Source organism: Jiella flava (assembly GCF_017349315.1).
Lineage (GTDB): Bacteria > Pseudomonadota > Alphaproteobacteria > Rhizobiales > Rhizobiaceae > Jiella > Jiella flava.
Genome location: NZ_JAFMPP010000006.1, coordinates 101729 through 126577, shown reverse-complemented (window position 1 = coordinate 126577; position 24849 = coordinate 101729). Strand labels below are relative to the sequence as shown.

23 protein-coding genes are annotated in these 24849 nt (G+C 63.2%); 18 read left to right on the top strand and 5 right to left on the bottom strand.

Annotated elements, in window-relative coordinates; translation table 11 throughout:
• Nucleotides 1-92 precede the first annotated feature (92 nt).
• Nucleotides 93-1370 (top strand): O-acetylhomoserine aminocarboxypropyltransferase, encoded by a 1278-nt coding sequence (locus J1C48_RS08915; RefSeq protein ID WP_207257489.1) that lies wholly within the window; start codon nt 93-95, stop codon nt 1368-1370.
• 202 nt (nt 1371-1572) lie between these two features.
• Nucleotides 1573-1920: a cupin domain-containing protein gene (locus J1C48_RS08910; protein ID WP_207257488.1), complete on the top strand. Its 348-nt coding sequence runs from the start codon at nt 1573-1575 to the stop codon at nt 1918-1920.
• Nucleotides 1921-1930: 10 nt separating this feature from the next.
• On the opposite strand, the gene J1C48_RS08905 is transcribed toward J1C48_RS08910, so the two are convergent.
• From J1C48_RS08905 to J1C48_RS08895, 3 genes are all read right to left on the bottom strand, one after another.
• Nucleotides 1931-3208 carry a cytochrome P450 gene (locus J1C48_RS08905; RefSeq protein ID WP_207257487.1) on the bottom strand — a complete coding sequence of 426 codons (1278 nt, stop codon included), beginning with the start codon at nt 3206-3208 and terminating at the stop codon, nt 1931-1933.
• Nucleotides 3209-3346: 138 nt separating this feature from the next.
• On the bottom strand, nt 3347-4072 hold the full coding sequence (locus J1C48_RS08900) for a hypothetical protein (RefSeq protein WP_207257486.1): 726 nt from the start codon (nt 4070-4072) through the stop codon (nt 3347-3349).
• Between the two features lie 178 nt (nt 4073-4250).
• Nucleotides 4251-5216: a formate/nitrite transporter family protein gene (locus tag J1C48_RS08895; RefSeq protein WP_207257485.1), complete on the bottom strand. Its 966-nt coding sequence runs from the start codon at nt 5214-5216 to the stop codon at nt 4251-4253.
• A gap of 190 nt (nt 5217-5406) precedes the next feature.
• On the opposite strand from J1C48_RS08895, the gene J1C48_RS08890 reads away from it, so the two are divergent.
• The 11 genes from J1C48_RS08890 to J1C48_RS08840 all read left to right on the top strand — a co-directional run bounded on the left by J1C48_RS08890 (nt 5407) and on the right by J1C48_RS08840 (nt 15570).
• The gene (locus tag J1C48_RS08890) at nt 5407-5715 is read left to right on the top strand and encodes an FtsB family cell division protein (protein ID WP_207257484.1); all 309 of its coding nucleotides are present in this window, start codon (nt 5407-5409) and stop codon (nt 5713-5715) included.
• A gap of 422 nt (nt 5716-6137) precedes the next feature.
• Complete coding sequence (gene pdhA / locus J1C48_RS08885; protein ID WP_207257483.1) at nt 6138-7256, top strand: pyruvate dehydrogenase (acetyl-transferring) E1 component subunit alpha; 1119 nt, start codon at nt 6138-6140, stop codon at nt 7254-7256.
• Nucleotides 7257-7413: 157 nt separating this feature from the next.
• A complete protein-coding gene (locus J1C48_RS08880; protein ID WP_207257482.1) occupies nt 7414-8859 on the top strand; it encodes a pyruvate dehydrogenase complex E1 component subunit beta in 1446 nt (481 codons plus the stop codon).
• A gap of 22 nt (nt 8860-8881) precedes the next feature.
• Nucleotides 8882-9385, top strand: a complete 504-nt coding sequence (locus tag J1C48_RS08875) for an SRPBCC family protein (RefSeq protein WP_207257481.1) — start codon at nt 8882-8884, stop codon at nt 9383-9385.
• 15 nt (nt 9386-9400) lie between these two features.
• Nucleotides 9401-10015, top strand: a complete 615-nt coding sequence (locus tag J1C48_RS08870) for a Uma2 family endonuclease (RefSeq protein WP_207257480.1) — start codon at nt 9401-9403, stop codon at nt 10013-10015.
• 21 nt (nt 10016-10036) lie between these two features.
• Nucleotides 10037-11446, top strand: coding sequence for a pyruvate dehydrogenase complex dihydrolipoamide acetyltransferase (locus J1C48_RS08865; protein WP_207257479.1), 1410 nt, complete (start codon nt 10037-10039; stop codon nt 11444-11446).
• A gap of 12 nt (nt 11447-11458) precedes the next feature.
• Nucleotides 11459-12097: an SGNH/GDSL hydrolase family protein gene (locus tag J1C48_RS08860; protein ID WP_207257478.1), complete on the top strand. Its 639-nt coding sequence runs from the start codon at nt 11459-11461 to the stop codon at nt 12095-12097.
• Between the two features lie 80 nt (nt 12098-12177).
• Nucleotides 12178-13632: a dihydrolipoyl dehydrogenase gene (gene lpdA / locus J1C48_RS08855; protein ID WP_207257477.1), complete on the top strand. Its 1455-nt coding sequence runs from the start codon at nt 12178-12180 to the stop codon at nt 13630-13632.
• A gap of 144 nt (nt 13633-13776) precedes the next feature.
• Entirely contained in the window at nt 13777-14031 is a 255-nt protein-coding gene (locus J1C48_RS08850) for a GlsB/YeaQ/YmgE family stress response membrane protein (protein WP_207257476.1), read from the top strand.
• 104 nt (nt 14032-14135) lie between these two features.
• On the top strand, nt 14136-15110 hold the full coding sequence (lipA, locus tag J1C48_RS08845; protein WP_207257475.1) for a lipoyl synthase: 975 nt from the start codon (nt 14136-14138) through the stop codon (nt 15108-15110).
• Between the two features lie 13 nt (nt 15111-15123).
• Nucleotides 15124-15570 (top strand): type II toxin-antitoxin system RatA family toxin, encoded by a 447-nt coding sequence (locus J1C48_RS08840; protein WP_207257474.1) that lies wholly within the window; start codon nt 15124-15126, stop codon nt 15568-15570.
• Between the two features lie 55 nt (nt 15571-15625).
• Here the strand turns inward: J1C48_RS08840 and J1C48_RS08835 are convergent, their stop codons facing one another.
• Complete coding sequence (locus tag J1C48_RS08835; RefSeq protein WP_207257473.1) at nt 15626-16135, bottom strand: CinA family protein; 510 nt, start codon at nt 16133-16135, stop codon at nt 15626-15628.
• Nucleotides 16132-17328 carry a bifunctional 2-C-methyl-D-erythritol 4-phosphate cytidylyltransferase/2-C-methyl-D-erythritol 2,4-cyclodiphosphate synthase gene (locus tag J1C48_RS08830; protein WP_207257472.1) on the bottom strand — a complete coding sequence of 399 codons (1197 nt, stop codon included), beginning with the start codon at nt 17326-17328 and terminating at the stop codon, nt 16132-16134. The genes J1C48_RS08835 and J1C48_RS08830 overlap by 4 nt, the downstream gene beginning before the upstream one ends.
• Before the next feature lie 135 nt (nt 17329-17463).
• Between J1C48_RS08830 and dusB the strand changes: the two genes are divergently transcribed.
• The 5 genes from dusB to ntrX all read left to right on the top strand — a co-directional run bounded on the left by dusB (nt 17464) and on the right by ntrX (nt 24805).
• Nucleotides 17464-18534: a tRNA dihydrouridine synthase DusB gene (dusB, locus tag J1C48_RS08825; RefSeq protein ID WP_207257471.1), complete on the top strand. Its 1071-nt coding sequence runs from the start codon at nt 17464-17466 to the stop codon at nt 18532-18534.
• 50 nt (nt 18535-18584) lie between these two features.
• Complete coding sequence (locus tag J1C48_RS08820; protein ID WP_425523492.1) at nt 18585-19667, top strand: two-component system sensor histidine kinase NtrB; 1083 nt, start codon at nt 18585-18587, stop codon at nt 19665-19667.
• Between the two features lie 8 nt (nt 19668-19675).
• Nucleotides 19676-21121: a nitrogen regulation protein NR(I) gene (gene ntrC, locus J1C48_RS08815; RefSeq protein ID WP_207257469.1), complete on the top strand. Its 1446-nt coding sequence runs from the start codon at nt 19676-19678 to the stop codon at nt 21119-21121.
• Between the two features lie 82 nt (nt 21122-21203).
• Nucleotides 21204-23459: a sensor histidine kinase NtrY-like gene (locus J1C48_RS08810; protein ID WP_207257468.1), complete on the top strand. Its 2256-nt coding sequence runs from the start codon at nt 21204-21206 to the stop codon at nt 23457-23459.
• Complete coding sequence (gene ntrX / locus J1C48_RS08805) at nt 23441-24805, top strand: nitrogen assimilation response regulator NtrX (protein ID WP_207257467.1); 1365 nt, start codon at nt 23441-23443, stop codon at nt 24803-24805. The genes J1C48_RS08810 and ntrX overlap by 19 nt, the downstream gene beginning before the upstream one ends.
• Nucleotides 24806-24849 lie beyond the last annotated feature (44 nt).

The following is a 24849-nucleotide window of genomic DNA, read 5'->3' as shown; positions in this document are numbered from 1 at the left end:
GCCGTCGGCAGACATGATAAGGCGGAAGGTAATGGCGAAAAGCCGGTGCCCGGAAAGAAATCGACAGCCGGCGGATGAGGGAGAGACCAGCGATGAACGAGCCGAAATTCGAGACCTTGGCGATCCATGCCGGCGCCCAGCCCGATCCGGCGACGGGAGCGCGGGCGACGCCGATCTACCAGACGACGTCCTTCGTCTTCGACGATGTCGATCATGCCGCCTCGCTGTTCGGTCTGCAGCAATTCGGCAATATCTACACCCGCATCATGAACCCGACCCAGGCGGTTCTGGAGGAACGGGTTGCCGCGCTTGAAGGCGGCACGGCGGCGGTGGCGGTCGCGTCGGGCCATGCCGCTCAGCTCCTGGTGTTTCAGGCCCTGATGCGGCCGGGCGACGAGTTCGTCGCCTCGACCAAACTCTATGGCGGCTCGATCAACCAGTTCGGCCACGCCTTCAAGTCCTTCGACTGGCGGGTGAAATGGGCCGATCCGTTCGATCCGGCGAGCTTCGAAGCGCAAATCACCGAGAAGACCAAAGCGATCTTCATCGAGTCGATTGCCAATCCGGGCGGCGTGGTGATGGACATTGCGGCGATCGCCGAGGTCGCTCGGCGGCACAAGCTGCCGCTGATCGTCGACAACACCATGGCGACGCCGTATCTGTGCAAGCCGCTGGAGCACGGCGCCGACGTCGTCGTCCATTCGCTGACGAAGTTCATGGGCGGCCACGGCAATTCCATGGGCGGCGTGATCGTCGATGGCGGCCGGTTCGACTGGTCGGCCGACGACCGCTACCCGATGCTGTCGGAGCCGCGGCCGGAATATAACGGCATCGTGCTGCACGAGACCTTCGGCAATTTCGCCTTCGCGATCGCTTGCCGGGTTCTCGGCCTACGCGATCTCGGCCCGGCGATCTCGCCCTTCAACGCCTTCATGATCCTCACCGGCATCGAAACGTTGCCGCTGCGGATGCAGCGCCACTGCGACAATGCGCTGACGGTCGCCGAATTCCTGAAGGGGCACGACAAGGTGTCCTGGGTCTCCTATGCCGGTTTGCCCGATGATCCGACCCATGAGCGGATGCAGAAATATTGCCCGAAGGGCGCCGGCGCGGTCTTCACCTTCGGCCTCAAGGGTGGCTACGACGCCGGCGCCAAATTCGTCGAGGCGCTGGAGCTGTTCTCCCATCTCGCCAATATCGGCGATACGCGCTCGCTGGTGATCCATCCCGCCTCGACCACCCATCGTCAGCTCGACGACGCACAGAAGATCAAGTCCGGCGCCGGGCCTGATGTGGTGCGGCTGTCGATCGGCATTGAGGACGTCTCCGACATCATCGCCGATCTCGATCAAGCCTTGGCGCAGACCTGAGCTCGCGCTGGCGGAGCGATAAGGACGGGCCGGCGCAGGCTGCGCCGGTCGGTTTTTGCTGCAGCGCGGAACCAAGGCCGGGCTCAGTCATTCCGGCTGCTTCGCGCCGACACGCCGATACGGGATGCCACCGGCGACAAGGGCGTCGGGCATCTCCGTCCCATCGGGATGCGCGGCGGCGAGGCAGGCAAGAGGAGCAGTCATGGCCGGGCATTTCATCCGTTTCGACAAGGACGCCATCGAACCCGAGATCGGTACGCCGGAGAAGGACAAGATCCGCAGCGGCCGGCCCTCCAGCAAGACCTGGAATGTCGAAGATGCCGGTGGCGGGCTTTATGCCGGAATCTGGGAGTCCACCGTCGGCGAGTGGGACGTCGCTTATACCGAATGGGAGTTCTTCCACATTCTCGAAGGCGTCTCGGTGCTGACCGAAGAGGGCGGCGAGCCGATCAAGCTGAAAGCCGGCGACAGCTTCGTCATCCGCCCGGGCTTCAAGGGCCGCTGGAAGGTCGTCGAGCCGACCAAGAAGCATTATGTCGTGCGGCTGTGAGGTCGAGGATTTACAGGCGGCTGACCTCCAGCCGTTCCAGCCCATGGAAGTGCCAGTTGTCGCGATAGCGCGGCGGCGCGGCGATCGTCAGCTTGGGGCAGCGCCGGAACAGCCGCTCCAAGCCGATCCGCAGTTCCAGCCGGGCGAGCGGTGCGCCGATGCAGAAATGGATGCCGCCGCCGAAGGAGGTCAGGGTTTTGGTCTCGCGCGCCAAAAATCGATCGGGAATGAAGCGACCGGGCTGCCCATAGGCTTGCGGATCGCGATTGGCGGCAGCGAGCAGCAACGCGACCTTGTCGCCGCGTTCAAGGGTGACGCCTCCCGGCAGTTCGATCGTTTCGAGGGCAAAGCGCTCAAACAGATGCAGCGGCGGATCGAGCCGCAGCGTTTCCTCGATCGCCGCCTCGGCCTGACGCGTGTCGGCGAACAGCACGGCCGGATCCTCGCCCGATTCAAGGATCAGCTTCACCGCATTGCCGATCTGATGCACGGTCGCTTCATGGCCGGCATTGAGCAGCAGCACGACGAGAGAGATCAGTTCGTCCCGGTCAAGCTTGCCGTCCTCGACCTCGGCGGCCATCAGCGCGGAGATGAGATCGTCGCCGGGGGCGTGGCGCTTGTCGTCGATGGCGGGGCGCAGAAAGGCCGCAAACTCCTCTGCGGCGCGATTGGCAGCGACTTCGACGGCCTGTGTGCGGCCGGGCGTATACATGGCGACGATGCGGTGAGACCAGTCGAGCAGTCGCTCCGCCGCCGCGTCCTGCACCCCGATCAGCGCGGTGATCACCCGCACCGGCAAGGGCGTGGCGAAATCGGCGATCAAATCGATGGCGGGTTTGCCTTCGAAACTGTCGATCAGCGCGTCGGCGATCGCCGTGATTTGCGGGGCGAGCTGCTCGATCCGCCGCGAGACGAAGGCGCGGGTCAAAAGCGCCCGCAGCCGGGTGTGGGTCGGCGGTTCGAGTTCCAGCAGCGAGCCGGCTTCGAGCGTGTAGAAGGCGCTGAGATGATCCGGCTTATCGGAAAAGTCGGGTCGGCCTTCGGCATTGTTCGGCACGATCCGCCCGAAGCGGCGATCTTTCAGGATCGCGGCAACGAGATCGTGCCGCGCGACGGCGAGGCCGCCGATCGTGTTCCATAGGGCCACGCCGCCGGCTTCGATGAGCGCGGCATAGGCGGGATAGGGATTTTGGACAAAGCTCGGATCGCGGGGATCGAGCGTCAATTGTCCGTTCTCAAGGTGAAAGCTGGCGGGCAGGCCGGTCGATGTCTTGGTGGTCTGGCTCATGCCGTTTGATCGCCTCGATCCAGTGCGAACGCGACGGCATTTCACGAAGCGGCTGTCTCGGCTTTGCCGTCATCGGTGCAGCGATCCCGGCAGCGTGACGGTGCTGCGGGTCTCTCCGACAGTCTGGTCGTTGGACGGTCAGCAGGAGCCGCGCAGATGCACCTGGCGCCAGCCGGTCCGTTCCTCCTCGACCTTCACGGTTACCGGCCGGGTGCCGAATTCCGCCGGGACGATCCGAGCGACCTGTCGCTCCGGCGTGAGCATCACCCATTCGCGCACCGTCTCATAGCGTGGGGCGATCACATAGCGCTCGACAGAGGCGGGTCGGATCATGACCTTTTCGCGCGACATGCCGTAACGCGCCGGGATGACCTCGGTCCACGAGCGACCGGGCGTCACCACGACACGGCGCGGCGCGACGCCGTAGCGGGCCGGAACGACGATCCGGCAATAGACGCGTTTGCCGTTGACGACCCGCCACTCCCAGCGTTCGGTCGCCGGCTGCACCACGACCTTTTGCTGAACGGTCGCATAGACGGGGGGCGTCGTGTGTTGAATGACGCGGGCTGGCTCCAGCTCGATCTGCTTTTCAACGAAGCTGTATTCAGCCGGGATGATCGTTTCCTTGACGCCGCCGGGCTCGACCAGCACCTCCCGCGTCCCCCAGCCGTAGCGGGCCGGAACGATGTCGTAGACGGTTCGGGCGGGGCGAAGGACGATTGTTTCCTGCTTTGTTGTATAGGTGGCAGGTTCCTGCACCGGCTCGTAGCAGGAGACTGTCCGTCCGCCAGCCAAAGCCGGAACAACCGCCGGCACCAGACTGGTTGCCGCCGTCAGCAGGGAAACGAAAGCCCGCGCTCTCATGAAATCGTCCTTCCGCGCCAAAATCGCTTTTTTTAGAGTATAGGTCGTTTGTTGAAAAATGGACGGAAGATCTATCGCTTCGTCTGACTAACGTTAAGGCCTCAGTTTTGAGTCAAATCCGATCATTCGACTGTTTACGCATGATTTTTTTAACAGATCCGATCGGAAAATTCCCCGATCAAGAGCTTTGGCGGTCGTGACGCGCGACGCCGAAAACCCATTCTCGCCAATTCATTCGATCGCCATAGCGTTCGAAGAGCTTGGAATCTTTGTGTTCGGCGAACAGTGCGTAATTCAGCACTGCGACAAATGTCACGCCGCCGATCGTGTTGCCGAGGAGAACCGGCAGGACGAAGGTCGGCAGCAACGGCAGGAGGTGGACGTCGCTTTCACGGAAGGCGAGGAAAAAGACTTCGACCGAGGAGGTGATGACATGGAAGAATCCACCGACGCCGACGAAATACATCAGTAGCCAGACGATCAGCACCCGTGAGATGGTGTCCTTGCTGGCATGGACGAGCCAGACCATGGCGGCGACGATCCAGCCGGCAACAATGGCCATGGAGAAGATCTTGAACCAGCCCGTTTCATAGGCGTGGCGGCTGATCTCGATCGCTTTGGCAAGGCGTAGCGCATTGAGGACGTCGAAATAGGCCAGTAGCGCCGCGACGCCGACTGCGCCGACCATGTTGGCGATCAGCACGACCAGCCAGAGGCGCAGGAGATTGGCGACGCTGGCGAGCTTGGTCAGCACCAAGACCACTGGGGTCAGCGTGTTTTCGGTGAAGAGTTGATAGCGCCCGAGGACGATGATCAAAAAGCCGGCCGGGTAGAGCAAATTGCCGAGCAGACCGGGACTGGTCTCATGGGCGGATTCGCTGAAGATCACCCGGGCGAGAAAGGTCAGGCCGAGCGCGCCGCCGGCGCCGAGGCCGCTCCAGAACAGATAGCGATTCGTCGCCTCCAGCTCATGGTCTGCGACTGACAGGACGCGGGCGAAGATTTCCTCGAACGAAAAGAAGTCACGGATGGTCGCGCCTTCGAACGGCGCATTGTCGAGGGACTCCTCGGGATCCTTCCTGGCCTTGGCGATCGCATCGTCTTCGACATTGCGGTCCTGCCGCGTGTTTGCCTCGCGCGTCATCGTTGCCTCTTGCGTTTGGCGCACGAAACCGCTTCGTGAAAAGACGCCGGTGCGAGGAAGGATAGGGTGGTCGCGCGCTGAATGAATAGGGGAGTCGCGTGCACCGCGGATTGCATGAGTCAGCGCGAAGTGGGTCGCGTTCACGGGGGCTTAACCATCCACGTGCAAAGCTTTGGATCCGGAGGCTCGAATGCGCACGATACAAAAACGCAAGACCGTTCTCGGCAGGCTCATCGTCCCCGCGGTGACGGTCGCGGTGTTGTCCTACTTCCTTCTGCATGCGCAGACCGGGCGCTACGGCAGTGAGGCGAAATTGGCGCTGAACCGCCACTTGGCCGAGCGCAACGCCGAATATGCCGAACTCCTCGCCAAGCGTCACAAGCTCGAGCAACGCGTTCAGCAATTGAAAGACGGGACGCTCGAAAAAGACATGCTCGACGAGCGCGCCCGCCAGGCTTTGAACGTCGCCCGCGACGACGAGATCGTCATTTTGCGGTGAGCGCTTCCCAGGCGCGTTGACTTCAGCGAATCTCTTCGGCAGATGCCTCGTCGGTGACGGGCGGCCGGGCCCGTTGTTGACGGGCAAGCCGGTCGGCCTTCGGGTTGTCCGGCCGCTCGCGCTTGGGTTTTTCTGATCGGGCGGCGATGCCGGTGCGGTGCGGCTTTATGGGGCAATATGAGGGGGTTTCATCGCCACCCGGACGTCGAAGCCGGGTGCCAAGCAACGCGAATTGCTGCGCAGCACGCCTCTCCCTGCTCTAAAATAACTGATTTGCAGTTAAAATTGGCTTCTGCGGCTAGTTGAACCGAAATAAAGTTAAATCGGGAGATCCTGCTTGAAGAGGGGTCGGGGTCCAATATACTGACTGCCAAGCAATAGACGTGGAGCGACAAGGCCACGGGTCAAGGACGGGAGTCATCATGGCGACAAGGTCACGCAATTCCGCCTCGAATTCATCGGCGACATCGGCGGGCGGATCCAGCAAGTCGGCCACGGAGAGTTCCGCTAAGGAGATCGTCAAGACCCTCGAACATTTCGAGGCGCCGGCGCCGGCGAAATTCGCCAAGCACGACGAAGTTCGAGCCTATCGCGACATGCTGCTGATCCGCCGCTTCGAGGAAAAGGCCGGCCAGCTTTACGGTATGGGCTTCATCGGCGGATTCTGTCACCTCTATATCGGCCAGGAGGCCGTGGTCGTCGGCATGCAGATGGCGATGCAGGAGGGCGACGAGGTCATCACCGGCTATCGTGACCACGGTCATATGCTGGCCACCGGCATGGAAGCGCGCGGCGTGATGGCCGAACTGACCGGCCGCCGCTCCGGCTATTCCAAGGGCAAGGGCGGCTCGATGCACATGTTCTCAAAGGAGAAGAAATTCTTCGGCGGACACGGCATCGTCGGCGCCCAGGTGCCGATCGGCACCGGCCTCGCCTTCGCCAACAAATATTCCGACAATGGGGCCGTTTCGATCACCTATTTCGGCGACGGTGCGGCCAATCAGGGCCAGGTCTATGAGAGCTTCAACATGGCCTCGCTGTGGAAGCTTCCGGTCGTCTACGTCATCGAGAACAACCGCTACGCCATGGGCACGGCGGTCAGCCGCGCCTCGGCCGAGACCGACTTTTCCCATCGCGGCCTGTCCTTCAAGATCCCTGGTTTCCAGGTCGACGGCATGGATGTGCGGGCAGTGAAGGCGGCCGGCGATCTGGCGGCCGAGCATTGCCGCTCGGGCGAAGGGCCGATCATCCTGGAGATGATGACCTATCGCTATCGCGGCCATTCGATGTCCGACCCGGCCAAATATCGCAGCCGCGACGAAGTGCAGAAGATGCGCTCGGAGTCGGATCCGATCGAGCAGGTCAAGAAGCGGCTCGTCGCCGACCACGGCATGTCCGAGGACGACGTCAAGGCAATCGACAAAGACGTTCGCGACATTGTCGCCGACGCCGCCGATTTTGCTCAGAACGATCCGGAGCCGGATGAGTCCGAGCTGTGGACCGATATCTACGCTGAAGACATTCCGCAGGCGGCGGAGTAACGGATCGGGAGCGCCTGTCCGGTGCGCGGTGTTTCTCGCCGCCGCCGGCACGTTTCGATGTTGTGATGCAAATGCCAACGGGCCGCGCGAATGGTTTGCGCCGACGAGCTGCCAGAAGACCCGCCAGAAGACCCGTTTGTCAGGAGGAAACACCTTCATGCCGACTGAAATCCTGATGCCGGCGCTCTCTCCGACCATGGAAGAGGGCACGCTCGCCAAATGGCTCAAGAAGGTTGGCGACAGCGTCGCTGCGGGCGACGTCATCGCCGAGATCGAGACCGATAAGGCGACCATGGAAGTCGAGGCCGTCGACGAGGGAACGCTCGGCAGGATCCTGGTCGAAGAGGGCTCCGAAGGGGTCAAGGTGAACACCCCCATCGCCGTGCTTCTCGAAGAGGGGGAGGACGAAAGCGCGCTCGACAATGCCGGATCATCCGGGGCGTCGAAATCGGACAAATCCAAGGCTGATGACGTCGCCGCCAAGAGCGATGAGGCGACATCCGATGCTCCGTCGGCCGAGGGTATCGAAGCTCGCCGCGTGCCGGCCGAGGGCAAGGTCCATCCCGATCCCGACGATGCCGAAGGCGCTTTGGCCCAGGAGATTCCCGAAGGCACCGAGATGGTCTCGGTGACCGTGCGCGAAGCCTTGCGCGATGCTATGGCTGAAGAGATGCGCCGCGACGAGGCGGTCTTCGTCATGGGCGAAGAGGTCGCCGAATATCAGGGTGCCTACAAGATCACCCAAGGCCTGCTCGACGAGTTCGGGGCGCGCCGCGTGGTCGACACGCCGATCACCGAGCATGGCTTTGCCGGTCTGGGCGTCGGTGCGGCCTTCGGCGGGCTGAAGCCGATCGTCGAGTTCATGACCTTCAATTTCGCCATGCAGGCGATCGACCAGATCATCAATTCAGCGGCGAAGACGCTCTATATGGCCGGCGGTCAGATGGGCTGCCCGATCGTGTTCCGTGGCCCGAACGGCGCCGCGGCCCGCGTTGCCGCCCAGCACAGCCAGGACTACGCGGCCTGGTATAGTCATATTCCGGGTCTGAAGGTCGTGCAGCCCTATTCGGCGGCCGACGCCAAGGGTCTGCTGAAATCGGCGATCCGCGATCCCAATCCGGTCATCTTCCTCGAAAATGAGATCCTCTACGGCCACACCTTCGAGATCCCGAAGATCGATAACTGGACGGTGCCGATCGGCAAGGCCCGCATTCATCGCAAGGGTGACGATGTGACCATCGTCTCCTTCGGCATCGGCATGACCTATGCGATCAAGGCCGCTGAGGAGCTGGCCGAGCAGGGCATCGAGGCCGAGGTGATCGACCTGCGCACCATCCGGCCGATGGATCTCGACACCGTCATCCGCTCGGTCAAGAAGACCAACCGCTGCGTCACCGTCGAAGAGGGCTATCCGCAGAGTTCGGTCGGCGCCCATATCGCGTCGGAGATCATGGTTCGCGCTTTCGATTATCTCGACGCGCCGGTGCTGAAGGTCGCCGGCAAGGACGTGCCGATGCCGTACGCCGCCAATCTCGAAAAGCTGGCGCTGCCATCGGTCAAAGAGGTGATCGACGCGGTGAAGGCGGTCACCTATCGGGACTGAGTCGGGAAAGGATACCGTCCAGATGAAGCCGGAAGGCGCGCCAGGGGAAACCGCCGGGGATACGCTTGTGCTGATCCAGGAGCTGCGCAGCCCCCGCGAGCGCGTCTGGCGTTGCCTCACCGATCCGGAGTGCTTCAAGGTCTGGTGGCGGACGAATCTCGAATTTGAAGCCAAGCTCGGCGGACGCTTCGTCGAGCCGTGGTCGGATCCCTCGGGCAGGGAGCGCGTCACCCGCGCCGAGGTGACGGCATTTCATCCGCCCGAAGGCTTCGTCATGGTCTGGGCAGATGTTGAGTGGGCGTTCGACACCGTTGTCTCGGTGACCCTTCAGGTGATCGACGGCGGCACACGGGTGACCATCGAGCATCAGGGCTGGGAGAAGGTCGCGGAGCCCGATCGCGCGACCTATCTTCTCGACCATCAGGCCGGCTGGCAGAACCATCTCGGCAATCTCGCCGCCTTCGCCGAGGATCTCACCTCCGACGAGGACGAGATGATCCGCAGCTCGGCCGGCGGCCGGCCATGAGACAGGGAGGCGTCGATGTCCACGGCTGAATCGCTTTCGCCCGTGTCGCAGGGGCCGGCAACCTATGCCGATCTCGAAGCGGTCGACGAGCATCTGGTCGCCGAGATCATCGACGGTGAGCTCGTCGCCCATCCGCGGCCGGCGCCGAAGCACGGTATTGCTGCCAGTCTGCTCATCACGGAGCTAACGGACGCGTTTGGCCGGGGGCGCTCGGGGCCGGGCGGTTGGATCATCATCGCCGAACCGGAGCTTCATCTCGGCACGGATGTCGTGGTTCCGGATATCGCTGGCTGGCGACGCGAGCGGCTGCCATCGCTGCCGGAGGCGGCCTTCATCGACGTCGCGTCCGATTTCGTGTGCGAGGTGCTGTCGGCTTCGACCGAGCGCTACGACCGCGGTGCCAAGCGCCGCATCTATGCCGAGGCCGGCGTTGCAGACCTGTGGCTGCTCGATCCGCGGGCCGAGTTTCTGGAAACCTTTCATCTCGCCGATGGCCAATGGCTCGTCGGCCCGACCTTCGACAACAAGACGGCGGTGAAGGCCGAGCCCTTCGACGCTGTCTCGTTTTCGCTCACCGTTTTGTGGCCGCTCGATGGGCCCGAAGCGAACGATATCTCAAACGCGCAGTAAGACGCTTTCGGAGACGCCCTTATGCCGATCAACGTCACCATGCCCGCCCTGTCTCCGACCATGGAGGAAGGCAATCTCGCCAAATGGCTGATCAAGGAGGGCGATACGGTTTCCGCCGGCGATATCATCGCCGAGATCGAGACTGACAAGGCGACGATGGAGGTCGAGGCGGTCGACGAAGGTACGCTCGCCAAGATCGTCGTGCCGGCGGGGACGGAAGGCGTCAAGGTCAATGCGGTGATCGCCGTTCTCGCCGCTGAGGGCGAGGACGTGTCCGATGCCGCGCGGCCGGGCGGCAAGGGTGGTAAGGCTGACGCCGGTGACGCCAAGGGCGGCGCGATGACGGTCGATCCGAAGGCCGACAACGCCAAGACCGGTTCCAAGGACGCGGCCATACAGCCGGAAATGCGCGGCGATAGCCGGGCAAGTGGCGATCCGGCGGCGGCGCCTTCCTCCAAGGAGACCCAGGGCGACCGGGTCTTTGCTTCGCCGCTGGCGCGGCGGCTTGCCAAGGAAGCGGGCGTCGATCTTGGCGCGGTGAATGGCTCCGGCCCGCATGGCCGCGTGGTGAAGAGCGATGTCGAGGCCGCCAAGACGAGCCACGGCGCCAAGGCGGCTGCGCCGGAAAAGGCACCGGCTGCCAAAGCGCCGGAAGCCGCAGCCGCGCCGGCGGCGAAGGGGCCGAGCGACGAGCAGATTCTCAAGCTCTTCCCGGAGGGCTCCTACGAGAAGATCCCGCATGACGGGATGCGCAAGACCATCGCCAAGCGCCTGGTTGAGGCCAAGCAGACGGTCCCGCATTTCTATCTGACGCTCGATTGCGAGATCGACGCGCTGCTGGGCTTACGCAAGCAGCTCAACGACGCCGCGCCGTTGATCAAGACCGATACCGGCGACAAGCCGGCCTACAAGCTGTCGGTCAATGACATGATCATCAAGGCTCACGCGCTGGCGCTGAAAGCCATCCCGATGGCCAACGCCTCGTGGACGGATGGCGCGATGCTGATCCACAAGCACGCCGATGTCGGCGTCGCCGTGTCGATCGAGGGCGGTTTGATCACGCCGATCATCCGCAGCGCCGAGGAAAAGACCCTGTCGGCGATCTCCAACGAGATGAAGGATCTCGCCAAACGCGCTCGCTCCCGCAAGCTGAAGCCCGAGGAATATCAGGGCGGCACCTCGGCGGTCTCCAATCTCGGCATGTTCGGCATCAAGGACTTTGCCGCCGTGATCAATCCGCCCCATGCGACGATCCTTGCTGTCGGCGCCGGCGAACAGCGCGCGGTCGTCAAGAGCGGCGCCGTTTCCGTCGCGACCGTGATGACGGTGACGCTGTCGACCGATCACCGCGCTGTCGATGGCGCTCTTGGCGCTGAACTCCTCGCCGCCTTCAAGAAGCTGATCGAAAACCCGATGTCGATGCTGGTATGAGGATGCCGGGCCATGAAGACAGTTCTTGCGTTCGGTGACTCGCTTACCTGGGGCTATGATCCTGAAACCGGGCTGCGGCACGATTTCTTCTCCCGCTGGCCGATCGTTGCAGGCCGCAAGCTCGGCCACGATGTGAGGGTGATCGGCGAGGGGTTAAACGGCCGCACCACGGCCTTCGACGACCACCTCGTGGCGGCCGAGCGCAACGGCGCCAAGATTCTGCCGACGCTGCTCGCCACCCATCAGCCGCTCGACGTCTTGGTCATCATGCTCGGCACCAACGATCTGAAGCGTGACACCGGCGGTGGGCGGGTGTTCGAAAGCCGCCAGGGGCTCGAACGGCTGGTCGAAATCGCCCAGTGCTTTCCCTACCAGCGCGGCTATCAGGCGCCGAAGATCCTGCTGGTCGCGCCACCGCATTTTTGCCAGACCACCGAGCCGGATTTTGCTCTGCTCTTCGGCCATGCGGTGGAGGAATCGCAGCATTTCCGCTCGGCGGTGACCAAGGTCGCCGAGGAGTATGGCTGCGCGATGTTCGACGCGGCGGAGGTCTGCGAAACCTCGCCGATGGACGGCGTGCATCTTGACGCCGAAAACACCATCCGGCTCGGCGAAGCGTTGGTCGAGCCGATCCGCGCGCTTCTCGATTGAACCGCTGCGCGACCTATTCCGAACAAGCGGCGGGCCTCGCACCGCCGACCACAAAATGACGATTTCCGGAGAGACGACCCATGGCTGAACCCTACGACATTCTCGTCATCGGCGGCGGGCCTGGCGGCTACGTGGCGGCCATTCGGGCCGCCCAGCTCGGCTTCAAGACGGCCGTCGTCGAGCGCGAGCATCTCGGCGGCATCTGCCTCAACTGGGGCTGCATTCCGACCAAGGCGCTGCTGCGCTCGGCGGAAATCTTCCACTATGCCGAGAATGGCCAGAATTACGGCCTGAAGATCGCGAAGCCGTCCTTCGACATGGAGGCGGTCGTCAAGCGCTCGCGCCAGGTCTCAGCTCAGCTGAATGGCGGCGTCGGCTATCTGATGAAGAAGAACAAGATCGACGTCATCTGGGGCGAGGCGAAGATCGTCAAGGCGGGCAAGGGCGGACCGGTCGAGATCAAGGTCAGCGCGTCGAAGAAGCCGGTGGTCGAGCCGCAGAACCCGGTTCCGAAGGGCACGCTCGGCGAGGGCACCTATAAGGCCAAGCATGTCATCGTCGCGACCGGCGCACGCCCGCGCGTTCTGCCCGGCATCGAGCCGGACGGCGATCGCATCTGGACCTATTTCGAGGCGATGAAGCCGAAGGCGATGCCGAAGAGCCTCGTCGTCATGGGCTCGGGCGCGATCGGCATCGAATTCGCCTCGTTCTACAAGACCATGGGCGCGGATGTGACGGTGGTCGAGCTGCTGCCGCAGATCATGCCGGTGGAAGATGCCGAGATCGCCAAGCTCGCCCGCAAGCAGTTCGAGAAGCAGGGCCTAAAAATCCTCACCGAGGCGAAGGTCTCCAAGGTCGAAAAGGGCAAGGACGGCGTCGCTGTCACGGTCGAGACCAAGGGTGGCAAGACGGAGACGCTGAAGGCGGAGCGGCTGATTTCCGCGGTCGGCGTTCAGGGCAATATCGAGGGCCTTGGCCTCGAAGAGGTCGGCGTTCAGACCGAGCGCGGCTGCATCAAGATCGATGCCTTCGGCAAGACCAATGTCGAGGGCATCTATGCCATCGGCGACGTCGCCGGCCCGCCGATGCTGGCTCATAAGGCCGAGCATGAGGGCACGATCTGCGTCGAGAAGATCAAGGGGATGGACGTCCATCCGATGAAGACGACCGAGATCCCCGGTTGCACCTATTGCCAGCCGCAGGTCGCGTCGGTCGGTCTGACGGAGGCAAAGGCCAAGGAGGCGGGCTACGAGATCAAGGTCGGCCGCTTCAGCTTCAACGGCAACGGCAAGGCGATCGCACTCGGCGAGCCGGAAGGTCTGGTCAAGACGATCTTCGACGCCAAGACCGGTGAACTCCTCGGCGCGCATATGGTCGGCGCCGAGGTGACCGAGCTGATCCAGGGGTTTGTCGTCGCCATGGGCCTCGAGACCACCGAAGAAGAGCTGATGCACACCTGCTTCCCGCATCCGACCCTGTCGGAGATGATGCACGAAAGCGTGCTCGACGCCTTTGGCCGCGTCATCCATATGTAACCAAAGAGCCGTGCCGCAGGCACAAAGAGGGGCCCGGAAATCGGACGATGCGTTCGAAATTTCAGAGGGTCTCCTCTTGCCTGAAAAGGGACGCCTCTAACTATCGGTCATGAAAAACTCACGTGAACTTCGGGGAAGGTGTCAATGATCGGAAGTTTTCTGGCCGCAATCATCGTCGGCGGCATTGCGGGTTGGCTCGCAGAAAAAGTGATGAAGAGCGATATGGGGGTGATGATGAACATCATTCTCGGCGTCGTGGGAGCGATCCTTCTGAGCTTCATCCTGCGTGTCACCGGCATCGGCCCGGGTGCCTCTGCGTCCTTCTCATGGGCCTATCTCATCACCGGCTTCGTCGGTGCCTGCCTGTTGATCCTCATCGCCCGCGCCGTTCGTCGATAGGACAATCGCAACGAAGCTATGCGACGTCTGACGTCGTCGCATAGCTGCTTCGACAGGTATCGACGCCGATTGCATCGCAAAAACCGGAGGCTTAAGTAGGCTTCATGGTCACCATCCTCGATACCCGTCAGCCCGCTCCCGACAAGCCGCGGCTTCGTCATCCGGAAAAGGCTCATCGGCCGGACGCAGCGGCGAGTCCGCCGAAGCCCGATTGGATCCGCGTCAAAGCGCCGGTCTCCAAGGGCTATTTTGAAACCCAAAAAATCGCCCGCGAGAATCGGCTCGTCACGGTCTGTGAGGAGGCCGGCTGCCCCAATATCGGCGGATGTTGGGAGAAAAAGCACGCGACCTTCATGATTATGGGTGGCATCTGCACCAGGGCCTGCTCGTTCTGCAATGTCGCGACCGGTATGCCGCATCCCCTCAACGAGAGCGAGCCCGAGAGTGTTGGGCGCGCCGTCGCCAGGATGGGACTGAACCACGTCGTCATTACCTCGGTGGACCGGGACGACCTTTCCGACGGGGGCGCGGAGCATTTCGTGCGAACTATTCGCGCGACCCGGGCGGCGGCGCCCGGCACGACCATCGAGATCCTCACCCCGGATTTCCTGCGCAAGCCCGGTGCGCTGGAGCGCGTGGTCGAAGCCAAGCCCGACGTCTTCAACCACAATCTCGAAACCGTGCCGTCGAAATATCTGACGGTGCGCCCCGGCGCCCGCTATTTCCATTCAATCCGGCTGCTGCAGCGGGTCAAGGAACTCGATCCGACGATCTTCACCAAGTCCGGCATCATGGTCGGCCTTGGCGAGGAGCGGAACGAGGTGCTGCAGTTGATGGACGACCTTCGAACCGCCGACGTCGATTTCCTCACCATCGGCCAGTATCTGCAGCCGACTAAGAAACACCACGCCGTTATTCGCTATGTGACGCCAGAGGAATTCCAGTCCTTCGAAAAGGTCGCCTTGACCAAGGGCTTTTTGGTGGTCTCGGCTAGCCCGCTCACCCGCTCCTCGCACCATGCGGGAGAGGATTTCGAACGCCTCAAGGCTGCGCGGCTGGCGCGTCAGTCCGCCGCCTGATTTTCCTGTCGTCATGCCGAAATTCGAAACGACCCGACACGTCCATCACACTGCCGACGAGATGTTTGCACTCGTCGCGGATGTCGAAAGCTATCCGGAGTTCCTGCCGCTCTGTCACGCGCTGTCGGTCCGCTCGGAACGCGAGAAGGAAGGCAAGCGCCTTCTGATCGCCGATATGACGGTGGCTTATAAAATGATCCGCGAGACATTCACCTCGCAGGTGCTGTTGAAGCCGGAAGAGCGCAGGATCGAGGTCTCCTACGTCAACGGGCCGTTCAAGTTTCTCGACAATCGCTGGACCTTCGAGCCGACGGGTGAGGGCGAGTGCAACGTGAAATTCTTCATTGAATACGAGTTCAAGAGCCGCACCCTTGGTGTGTTGATGGGCTCGATGTTCGATTATGCCTTCCGCCGCTTTGCCACCGCCTTCGAAGAGCGGGCGGACAAGATCTACAGCTGATCGGTTCGGCTGCGCGCACCACCTGACGTCTTGACCGCGGCGCCATCATCGACGCTCAGGATGAGGCCGAACTTGCCGCGATCGCATCCCGAAGCATGCCAAGGGCGGTCTTGACCGCGGCCGAGCGGATCCTGGCGCGCCCGAGATCGCCGAAGCGTTCCTCGCGATGCCGTGTGCCGGCTTCGCTGGCGCAGGCGAAATGAACGAGGCCGACGGGCTTGGCGTCGGTTCCGCCGCCGGGGCCGGCAATTCCGGTGATCGAGACGGCGACGGTGACACCGGCGCGCCTGCGGCCCCCATCCGCCATCTGCCGTGCCACGGTTTCAGACACCGCGCCATGGGCGGCGAGAGCCGCGGCGTCGACGCCGACGAGGTCGATTTTCGCCTGATTGGAATAGGTGACAAAGCCACGGTCGAAGACGGCCGACGAGCCCGCAATATCGGTGATCGCGCCGGCGACCAGCCCGCCGGTGCAGGATTCGACGCTCGCGATCGTCCAGCCGGCGGCGGCGTATCGCATGACGATCTCCGCGGCGAGGTCCGCAATCTCACGCGTGTCGCTCATGCGGTTTCCCCAAAGACGACGGAAGCGGTGGCGATCGCGGCGATTCCCTCGCGCCGGCCGAGAAAGCCGAGAGCCTCGTTGGTTGTCGCCTTGACCGACACCCGATCGAGCGACAGGCCGGTCATTTCGGCGACCGCCGCGCGCATTGCCTCGCGATGGGGCGCGATCTTCGGCGCTTCGCAGATCAGCGAAATGTCGGCATTCATGATCCGTCCGCCCTTTTCGCGGACGATCGCCACGGCGCGCTCAACGAAGATCTTGGAGGCTGCGCCGCGCCATTGCGGATCACTTGGGGGAAAATGGTCGCCGATATCGCCGGCGCCGCAGGTGGCGAGCAGCGCGTCGGTCAAAGCGTGCAGGCAGACATCGGCGTCGGAATGGCCGTCGAGCGTTTGATCGTGGGGGATCGTCACGCCGCATAAGGTAACCTGAGCGCCGGCGATCAGCCGATGCACGTCGTAGCCATTGCCGGTGCGAACGTCGATCATCGCCTGTCTCTCCTTCAACGTCCGGTCGGCCGCGGCAATGTCCTGGCGCGTGGTGAGCTTGACGTTGCCGACGGCCCCTTCGACCAGCATCACCGTCGTGCCGGCCCATTCGGCGATCGACGCGTCGTCCGTGAAGTCTGAACGGCCCGAACGCGCGGCTTTCTCATGAGCGTCGCGGATGCCTTCAAAGTGAAAGCCTTGCGGCGTCTGGGCGCCGAACAAGCCCCGCCGCGGCACCGTCTCGGCGATGGTCGCGTCGCTGCTGGCGCGCTTGATCGTGTCGGCGATCGGCATCGCCGGGATCGCGCCACCAAAGTCCTCGGCGGCGACGATAACGCGGTCGATGGTCTCGTGATCGATGAAGGGGCGGACGGCATCGTGGATCAGCACAATGCGCGGTGTTGGTCTGGCGGTCGCGAGAAACTCCAGGCCGCAGCGCACAGAGATCTGCCGCTCGGCCCCGCCGGTGACCAGAAAGGCGCCGGCGATATTGGGGCCGAGGGCACGCTCGCACAGCTCGGTATCATCCGCGTGGATGACGATGACGATGTCGTCGATGCGCGGATGGCTGCGGAAGGCCGCCAGCGTGTGGGCAAGGACGGCGCGGCCACCGATCGAGCGGTACTGCTTCGGTCCTTCGATGGATCGGCCGGCGCGTTCGCCGCGTCCAGCCGCCACCAGGATCGCCGCGACGCTGTCCTTCATGCCTGCACGACCTCATTAGAATTGGTGTGGGTTGAGGTGCACGAACCGGAGCGGTCGCGCAAGCACCAACTTGCTTGTCATTTGAGCATGCTACGATTAAGTACAGGTCAGATGCCGCAAGAATCGACAGTTACGATGATCGCTCAACGTTTAGGCGAAAAGCAGAGATTGCCGGACGTCTCCCGTCCGCTGCAAGTGGGTCCGCACAGCCTGGCCAATCGCGTCCTGCTCGCCCCCATGTCCGGCGTGAGCGACGGGCCGTTTCGACGGCTGTGCCGCCGCTTTGGGGCGGGACTCGTGGTGTCCGAAATGGTCGCCAGCGGGGAATATCTCAAAGGCGTCGCCGAATCGACCTTGCGAGCGTTGCGTGATGCGCATGGCATCCATGCCGTTCAACTGGCTGGGCGTGAACCGGCGGTGATGGGGGAGGCGGCGCGGCGTCTGGCAGATGCCGGTGCCGACATCATCGACATCAATTTCGGTTGCCCGGCGAAGAAGGTGGTCGGTGGCCTGTCCGGCTCCGCGCTGATGCGCGAACCGGCGCTCGCGCTGGCGATCGTCGAGTCCGTGGTCCAAGGCGCCGGCGCGGTGCCGGTCACCGTGAAGATGCGGCTTGGCTGGGACCGCAGCGCGATGAACGCGCCGTGGCTTGCCCGCCGAGCCGAAGAGGCCGGCGCGCGCATGGTGACGGTCCATGGCCGCACCCGCATGGATTTTTACGACGGCACGGCCGACTGGCGGGCGATCCGCGCGGTGAAGGACGGGCTCTCGATCCCGCTCGTCGCCAATGGCGATCTCGTCTCGTTTGGCCAGCTGGGTGAGATGCTGGCGCAAAGCGGTGCCGACGCGGTGATGATCGGGCGGGGTGCTTATGGGCGGCCCTGGCTGCCGGGATTGATGGCGGGCGCGATCGCTCTTGAAGACCTCTCGGGAACGAGACTGTCGACCTTCGTCCAAGAACATTACGAGGCGATGCTTGACCATTACGGCGCAGTCACGGGCACTCGGCATGCCCGCAAGCATCTCGGTTGGTATCTCGACCGGTTTGCGGCGGCGGGCGGTGTCGTCTTGCCGGACCAGCGAAAGGCGGTCATGACCGGAACCGATCCTGTTGCCGTGAAGCGCGCCGTGGCGCAGCTGTTTGCGGGCGTGAGCCTTGCCGATATCGAGTCGGCGATCGCTGCGCCGAAGGCGGAGGCTGCGTGACCATGACCGATCATCCAACGGATCTGCCGATCCCGAGCGAAGCGGTTCAGATGCTGAACTCGCTCTATCATCCGGTGATTGTCGTTGACGAAGACGGCAGCTTTCGCTTTGCCAATTCCGAGGCGGAACAGTTCTTTTCCGCCGGCTTAGCCTATCTCGCGCGCAAGCGGTTACAGGACTTCGTGCCCGGCGACAGCCCGCTGTTTTTCCTCGTCGAGCAGGCGCGGGTCGAGCAGACGCGGATCAGCGAGTACCGCGTCGACGTGTCGTCGCCGCGTCTTGGCGGCGAGCGGCTGGTCGACCTTTACGTCTCGCCGATGGCAGAAGCGCCGAATCTCGTCGTTGTCATGATCCAGCAGCGCTCGATCGCTGAGAAGATGGACCGCCAGCTCACCCATCGCTCGGCCGCCCGCACGGTCACGGGCCTCGCCGCTATGCTCGCTCACGAAATCCGCAATCCGCTGTCGGGCATCAAGGGGGCGGCCCAGCTTCTCGCCACCTCGGCCAGCGACGAGGACCGGGCCCTGACCCGACTGATCCAGGAAGAGAGTGACCGTATCGTCAAGCTGGTCGACCGGATGGAGGTGTTCTCCGATCAGCGGCCGATCGAACGCTCGGCGGTCAACATCCATTCGGTCCTCGAACATGTGAAGACGCTCGGCAAGAACGGCTTTGCCCGCGATATCCGCATTCTCGAACACTATGACCCATCGCTGCCGCCGGTCTTTGCCAATCGTGACCAACTGGTGCAGGTGTTCCTCAATCTGCTGAAGAATGCCGCCGAGGCGGTCCGCGGCAGGGAAGACGGCGAAATCCGGCTGACCACGGCCTTCAAACCCGGGGTGCGGCTGTCTGTTCCCGGCACGAGGGACCGCGTGACCTTACCGCTGGAATTTGCCGTCGAGGACAATGGCGACGGCGTTCCCGACGACATTCGTGAGCACATCTTCGATCCCTTCGTGACCACCAAGCCGAGCGGGTCCGGCCTCGGCCTGGCGCTGGTCGCCAAGATCGTCGGCGATCATGGCGGCGTGATCGAGTGCGAATCCCAACCCGGACACACAGTGTTCCGCATTCTCATGCCGGCCTGGCGCGAATTTCCCGCGCCGGCCGAGAGCGACGAACAGGACTAATTCCGACCATGGCAATGCAGATCATCGTAGCCGACGACGATGCCGCGATCCGGACGGTTGTTTCCCAGGCATTGATGCGGGCCGGCTTCGAGGTCCGGGTGACCTCCAACATCGCGACGCTTTGGCGCTGGGTCTCGGCCGGCGAGGGCGATCTCGTCATCACCGACGTTTTGATGCCCGACGGCAGCACCTTCGACACGCTGCCGAAGATCAAGAATTCCCGCCCCGACCTGCCCGTCGTGGTGATGAGTGCGCAGAACACCTTCATGACGGCGATCAAGGCTTCAGAGCGTGGAGCCTATGACTATATCCCCAAACCGTTCGATCTGACCGAGCTGGTCTCGATCGTTCGCCGGGCGCTGTCGGAGCCGAAGAAGACCCCGCGAACCAATGTCCAGGACGACCTCCAGGAATCGATGCCGCTGGTCGGCCGCTCGCCGGCGATGCAGGACATCTACCGGGCGCTGGCGCGAATGATGCAGACCGACCTGACGGTGACGATCACCGGCGAATCGGGCACCGGCAAGGAGCTCGTCGCCCGGGCGCTGCATGATTACGGCCGACGCCGGAAGGGGCCCTTCGTCGCCATCAACATGGCGGCGATCCCGCGCGATCTGATTGAATCGGAATTGTTCGGCCACGAAAAGGGCGCTTTTACCGGTGCCCAGGCACGCACCAGCGGCCGGTTCGAACAGGCCGAGGGCGGCACGCTCTTCCTCGACGAAATCGGCGACATGCCGATGGAGGCGCAGACACGCCTGCTGCGGGTTTTGCAGCAGGGCGAATATACGATCGTCGGCGGCCGCACGCCGATCGCCACGGACGTCCGCATCGTCGCAGCCACCAACAAGGATCTGCGCCAACTCATCGCCCGTGGGCAGTTCCGCGAGGATCTGTTCTACCGACTCAATGTGGTGCCGCTTCGCCTGCCGCCGCTGCGCGAACGGATCGAGGACCTGCCGGATCTGGCGCGACATTTCTTCGCAGCCGCGGAGAAGGAAGGGCTTCCGCGCAAGGCGCTGAGCCAGGGGGCGCTCGACGTCATGCGCCGCTATCCCTGGCCCGGCAATGTGCGCGAATTGGAAAATCTGATCCGCCGTCTGGCCGCGCTCTATCCGCAGGATGAGATCGCCACCGAGATCGTCGAGCACGAGCTGACCAACGATCCGATCAAGGCGCCGGGCCTTGATGCGGAATCCTCCAAACCCGTTGATCTCAGCGCTTCCGTGGAGCGATACCTTGCCGAATACTTCTCGTCCTTCGGGGACGATCTACCCCCGCCGGGGCTGCATGGGCGGATCTTGCGTGAGGTGGAGTATCCGTTGATCGCCGCGGCTCTGGCCGCGACGCGCGGCAATCAGGTCAAAGCCGCCGACCTCCTCGGCGTCAACCGGAATACGTTGCGAAAAAAGATCCGCGACCTCGATATTTCCGTCGTCAGATCGATCCGCTGACTGGTCTTTTCCGCCGTTTCGTTGCAGTTTGGACACATTCCGTTGCTCTCTGGCAACGGGAGTTGAAATTGTATTCGATTGCATGACGACACAACCGCTCGACACTGACGCCGGAGTGCCGTTCCTGATGGAACGGCGCCGATTCCTGTTATTCCCCGGTTTGCTCGCCGTCCTCGGGGCGTTGATCACCGGGGCGATCTCGTTCGTCGTGCTGATGGGCCTGACGCCGATCGAGCCGTCTGACACGATCGTCACCATCGCGTCGGCCGTCAATGGTGCCTTCGTGGTTCTGCTCTGCGTGCTGATCGGCCGCGAGGTGCTGCGGATGGTACGGGCCCGGCGACAGGGCAGGGCCGCCTCGCGCCTGCATGTGCGCATCGTCGTCTTGTTCTCGATTATTGCCGCGCTGCCGGCCTTGCTCGTCGCGATCGTCGCCAGCGTGACCCTCGATCTTGGCCTCGACCGCTGGTTCGGCATGCGCACCCAGGCGATCGTCGAATCCTCGATCAGCGTCGCCCGTGCTTACGTCAACGAGAACGCCCGCAATCTGCAGGGCACCACGCTGTCGATGGCCTACGACCTCGACCAACAGCGACGGCTCTATGATCTCGATCCGACCGGTTTCAAGCAGCTGATGACCGAGCAGGCGCAAGGGCGCTCGCTCTTGGGGGCCCAGCTCTTGCGCCTCGACGGCAAGCCGATCCTGAAGGCCGATGTCGACAAGACCAAGCCGCTGCCGGTGCCGCCGGCGGACGCGTTGCAGCAGGCGGCCCAGGGCAATCTCGTGTTCATTCCGCCGGGTATCACCAATCTCGTCGGCTCGATCATCCGGTTGCGTCAGATCGCGGACACCTATCTCTATACGGTGCGGGCGGTCGATCCGAAGGTGATCCGGGCGCTGCGCGAGATGGAAGAGCGCACGGCGGAATATTCAAGCCTGCGAGAAAATCGCTTTGGCCTGCAGGTCGCCTTTGGTTTGCTTTATCTCGGCATTACCCTGATCGTTCTGTTGTCGGCGATTTGGACCGGTATCGGCGTCGCCGATCGCCTGGTGCGGCCGATTCGGCTGTTGATCGGAGCCGCCGATGAGGTGTCGGAGGGCAATCTGTCGGTGTCGGTGCCGGTGCGGGTGTCCGACGGCGACGTCGGTTCGTTGTCGAATACCTTCAACAATATGATTCTCCAGCTGCGCAGCCAGCGCGCCGAGCTGGTCAACGCCAAGGATGTCATCGACGAACGCCGGCGCTTCATCGAGGCGGTGCTGTCCGGTGTCACCGTCGGCGTGCTTGGCATCGAGCGGGACGGCACGATCTCGATGCTCAATCCCTCGGCCGAGCGCATCCTTGATGTCGGCGCCGGGTCGGTGACGGCGCATAAGCTCGACGACGCCTTCCCGGCGATCGGTCAGATCCACAAGGCGGCGGCGGCCTCGCGCCGTCCGGAATATCAGGAAGAGGCCAAGCTGCGCATTCGCGAGCGCGAGCGCACGCTCGCGATCCGCATCACCTCCTCGGAGGAGGGTGAGGGCGATCAGGCATCGGTGGTCACGGTCGACGACATCACCGATCTCGTCGACGCCCAGCGGACGTCTGCCTGGGCGGATGTCGCCCGGCGCATCGCCCATGAGATCAAGAATCCGCTGACCCCGATCCAGCTGTCGGCCGAGCGCATCCGGCGGCGCTACGGCAAGCGGATCGAAGATGACCGCGAGGTTTTTGACCGCTGCGTCGAAACGATTATCCGCCAGGTCTCCGACATTGGCCGGATGGTGGACGAGTTTTCGACATTTGCCCGCATGCCGAAGCCGAAGATCGAGAAGATCGATCTGCGCGATGCCCTGCGCGAAGCGGTGTTCATGCGGGAGATGGGCGATCACGGAATCGCGTTCACCGCGGACATCCCCGACAAGCCGATGCTGGGTTCTTACGATATAAGACTGTTGTCCCAAGCCTTTGGCAATCTGGTCAAGAACGCCGTCGAGGCGCTCGAATCCACTGAGGGTGTCGAGGGACGGATCGCAATTCGTGCCAAGGCGTTAGGGGACATTTATCGCATCGATATTGTGGACAATGGTCGCGGTTTCCCCAAAGACGATCGCGATCGGCTGCTCGAGCCTTACATGACGACCCGCGAGAAGGGGACCGGTCTCGGCCTCGCGATCGTTCGCAAGATCATTGAAGACCACGGCGGCACCATTTCGCTTGAAGATGCGCCGGATCAGCCACAAGGCGCGATGGTGAGGATCGTGCTGCCGGCCGGCTCTGCCACCACGGGCGGACGCGGGCCGAACGAAGAAATTGAGGAAAGGAGTGGTGAGCCATGGCATCCGACATCCTGATCGTCGATGACGAGGCCGACATTCGCGAACTCGTCGCGGGGGTCCTCGAAGACGAGGGGCATGAGACCCGAACGGCCGGCAACTCGGATGCCGCCTTGCAGGCGATCACCGACCGGGTGCCGCGGCTGGTGTTCCTGGACATCTGGCTGCAGGGCAGCCGGCTCGATGGCCTGGACCTGCTCGACGCGATCAAGGCCCAGCATCCCGAGGTGCCGGTGGTGATGATCTCCGGCCACGGCAACATCGAGACCGCCGTTTCGGCGATCAAGCGCGGCGCCTATGACTATATCGAAAAGCCGTTCAAGGCCGATCGGCTGATTCTCATCGCCGAGCGCGCGCTCGAGACCTCGAAACTGAAACGCGAGGTGCTGGAGCTGAAACGCCGGTCCAGCGATTTTGCCGAGCTGATCGGCAAGTCGCAGCCGATGAATCAGCTGCGCAACGTCATCGAGCGGGTCTCGCCAACCAACAGCCGGGTGATGATTCTCGGCGCGTCCGGCTCCGGCAAGGAAATGGTGGCGCGGGCCATCCACGCCGCATCGCCGCGCGCTTCGGGCCCGTTTATCGCGCTCAACGCGGCGGCTATCACGCCCGATCGCATGGAGATCGAGCTGTTTGGCAACGAGACGCCGCCGGGCGTCGAGCGCAAAATCGGCGCGTTGGAAGAAGCCCATCGCGGCGTTCTTTATCTCGACGAGATCGCCGACATGCCGCGCGAAACCCAGAACAAGATCCTGCGGGTTCTGACCGAGCAGACCTTCGAACGGGTCGGTGGCTCGAAGCGCGTCAAGGTCGATGTCCGGATCATCTCCTCGACCGCCCAGAATCTCGATTCGCTGATCGCCGAGGGGCTGTTCCGCGAAGATCTCTACCATCGCCTCGCGGTGGTGCCGATTTCCGTGCCGCCGCTCGCCGATCGCCGGCAGGACATCCCAATGCTGATCGACGCTTTCATGAAGCAGATCAGCGAGCAGACCGGCATCAAGCCGAAGCCGATCAGCGACGAGGCCATGGCCGTGCTCCAGGCCAGCGACTGGCCGGGCAATGTACGCCAGCTGCGCAACAACGTCGAACGGCTGATGATTCTTGCCCGCGACGGCGAGGCGGAGGAGCCGATTTCGGCGGACATGCTGCCGAACGAGGTCGGCGATATGCTGCCGCGCACGCCGAGCCAGGCCAATGGCCAGATTTTGGCCTTGCCGCTGCGCGACGCGCGTGAGGTGTTCGAGAAAGAGTATCTCGTTGCCCAGATCAATCGCTTCGGCGGCAATATCTCGCGCACCGCCGAATTCGTCGGCATGGAGCGCTCGGCCCTGCATCGTAAACTCAAATCGCTCGGTATTTGATCTTGGTGAGAGCAAAGACGGCGTCGCCGCGATATTCGATCATT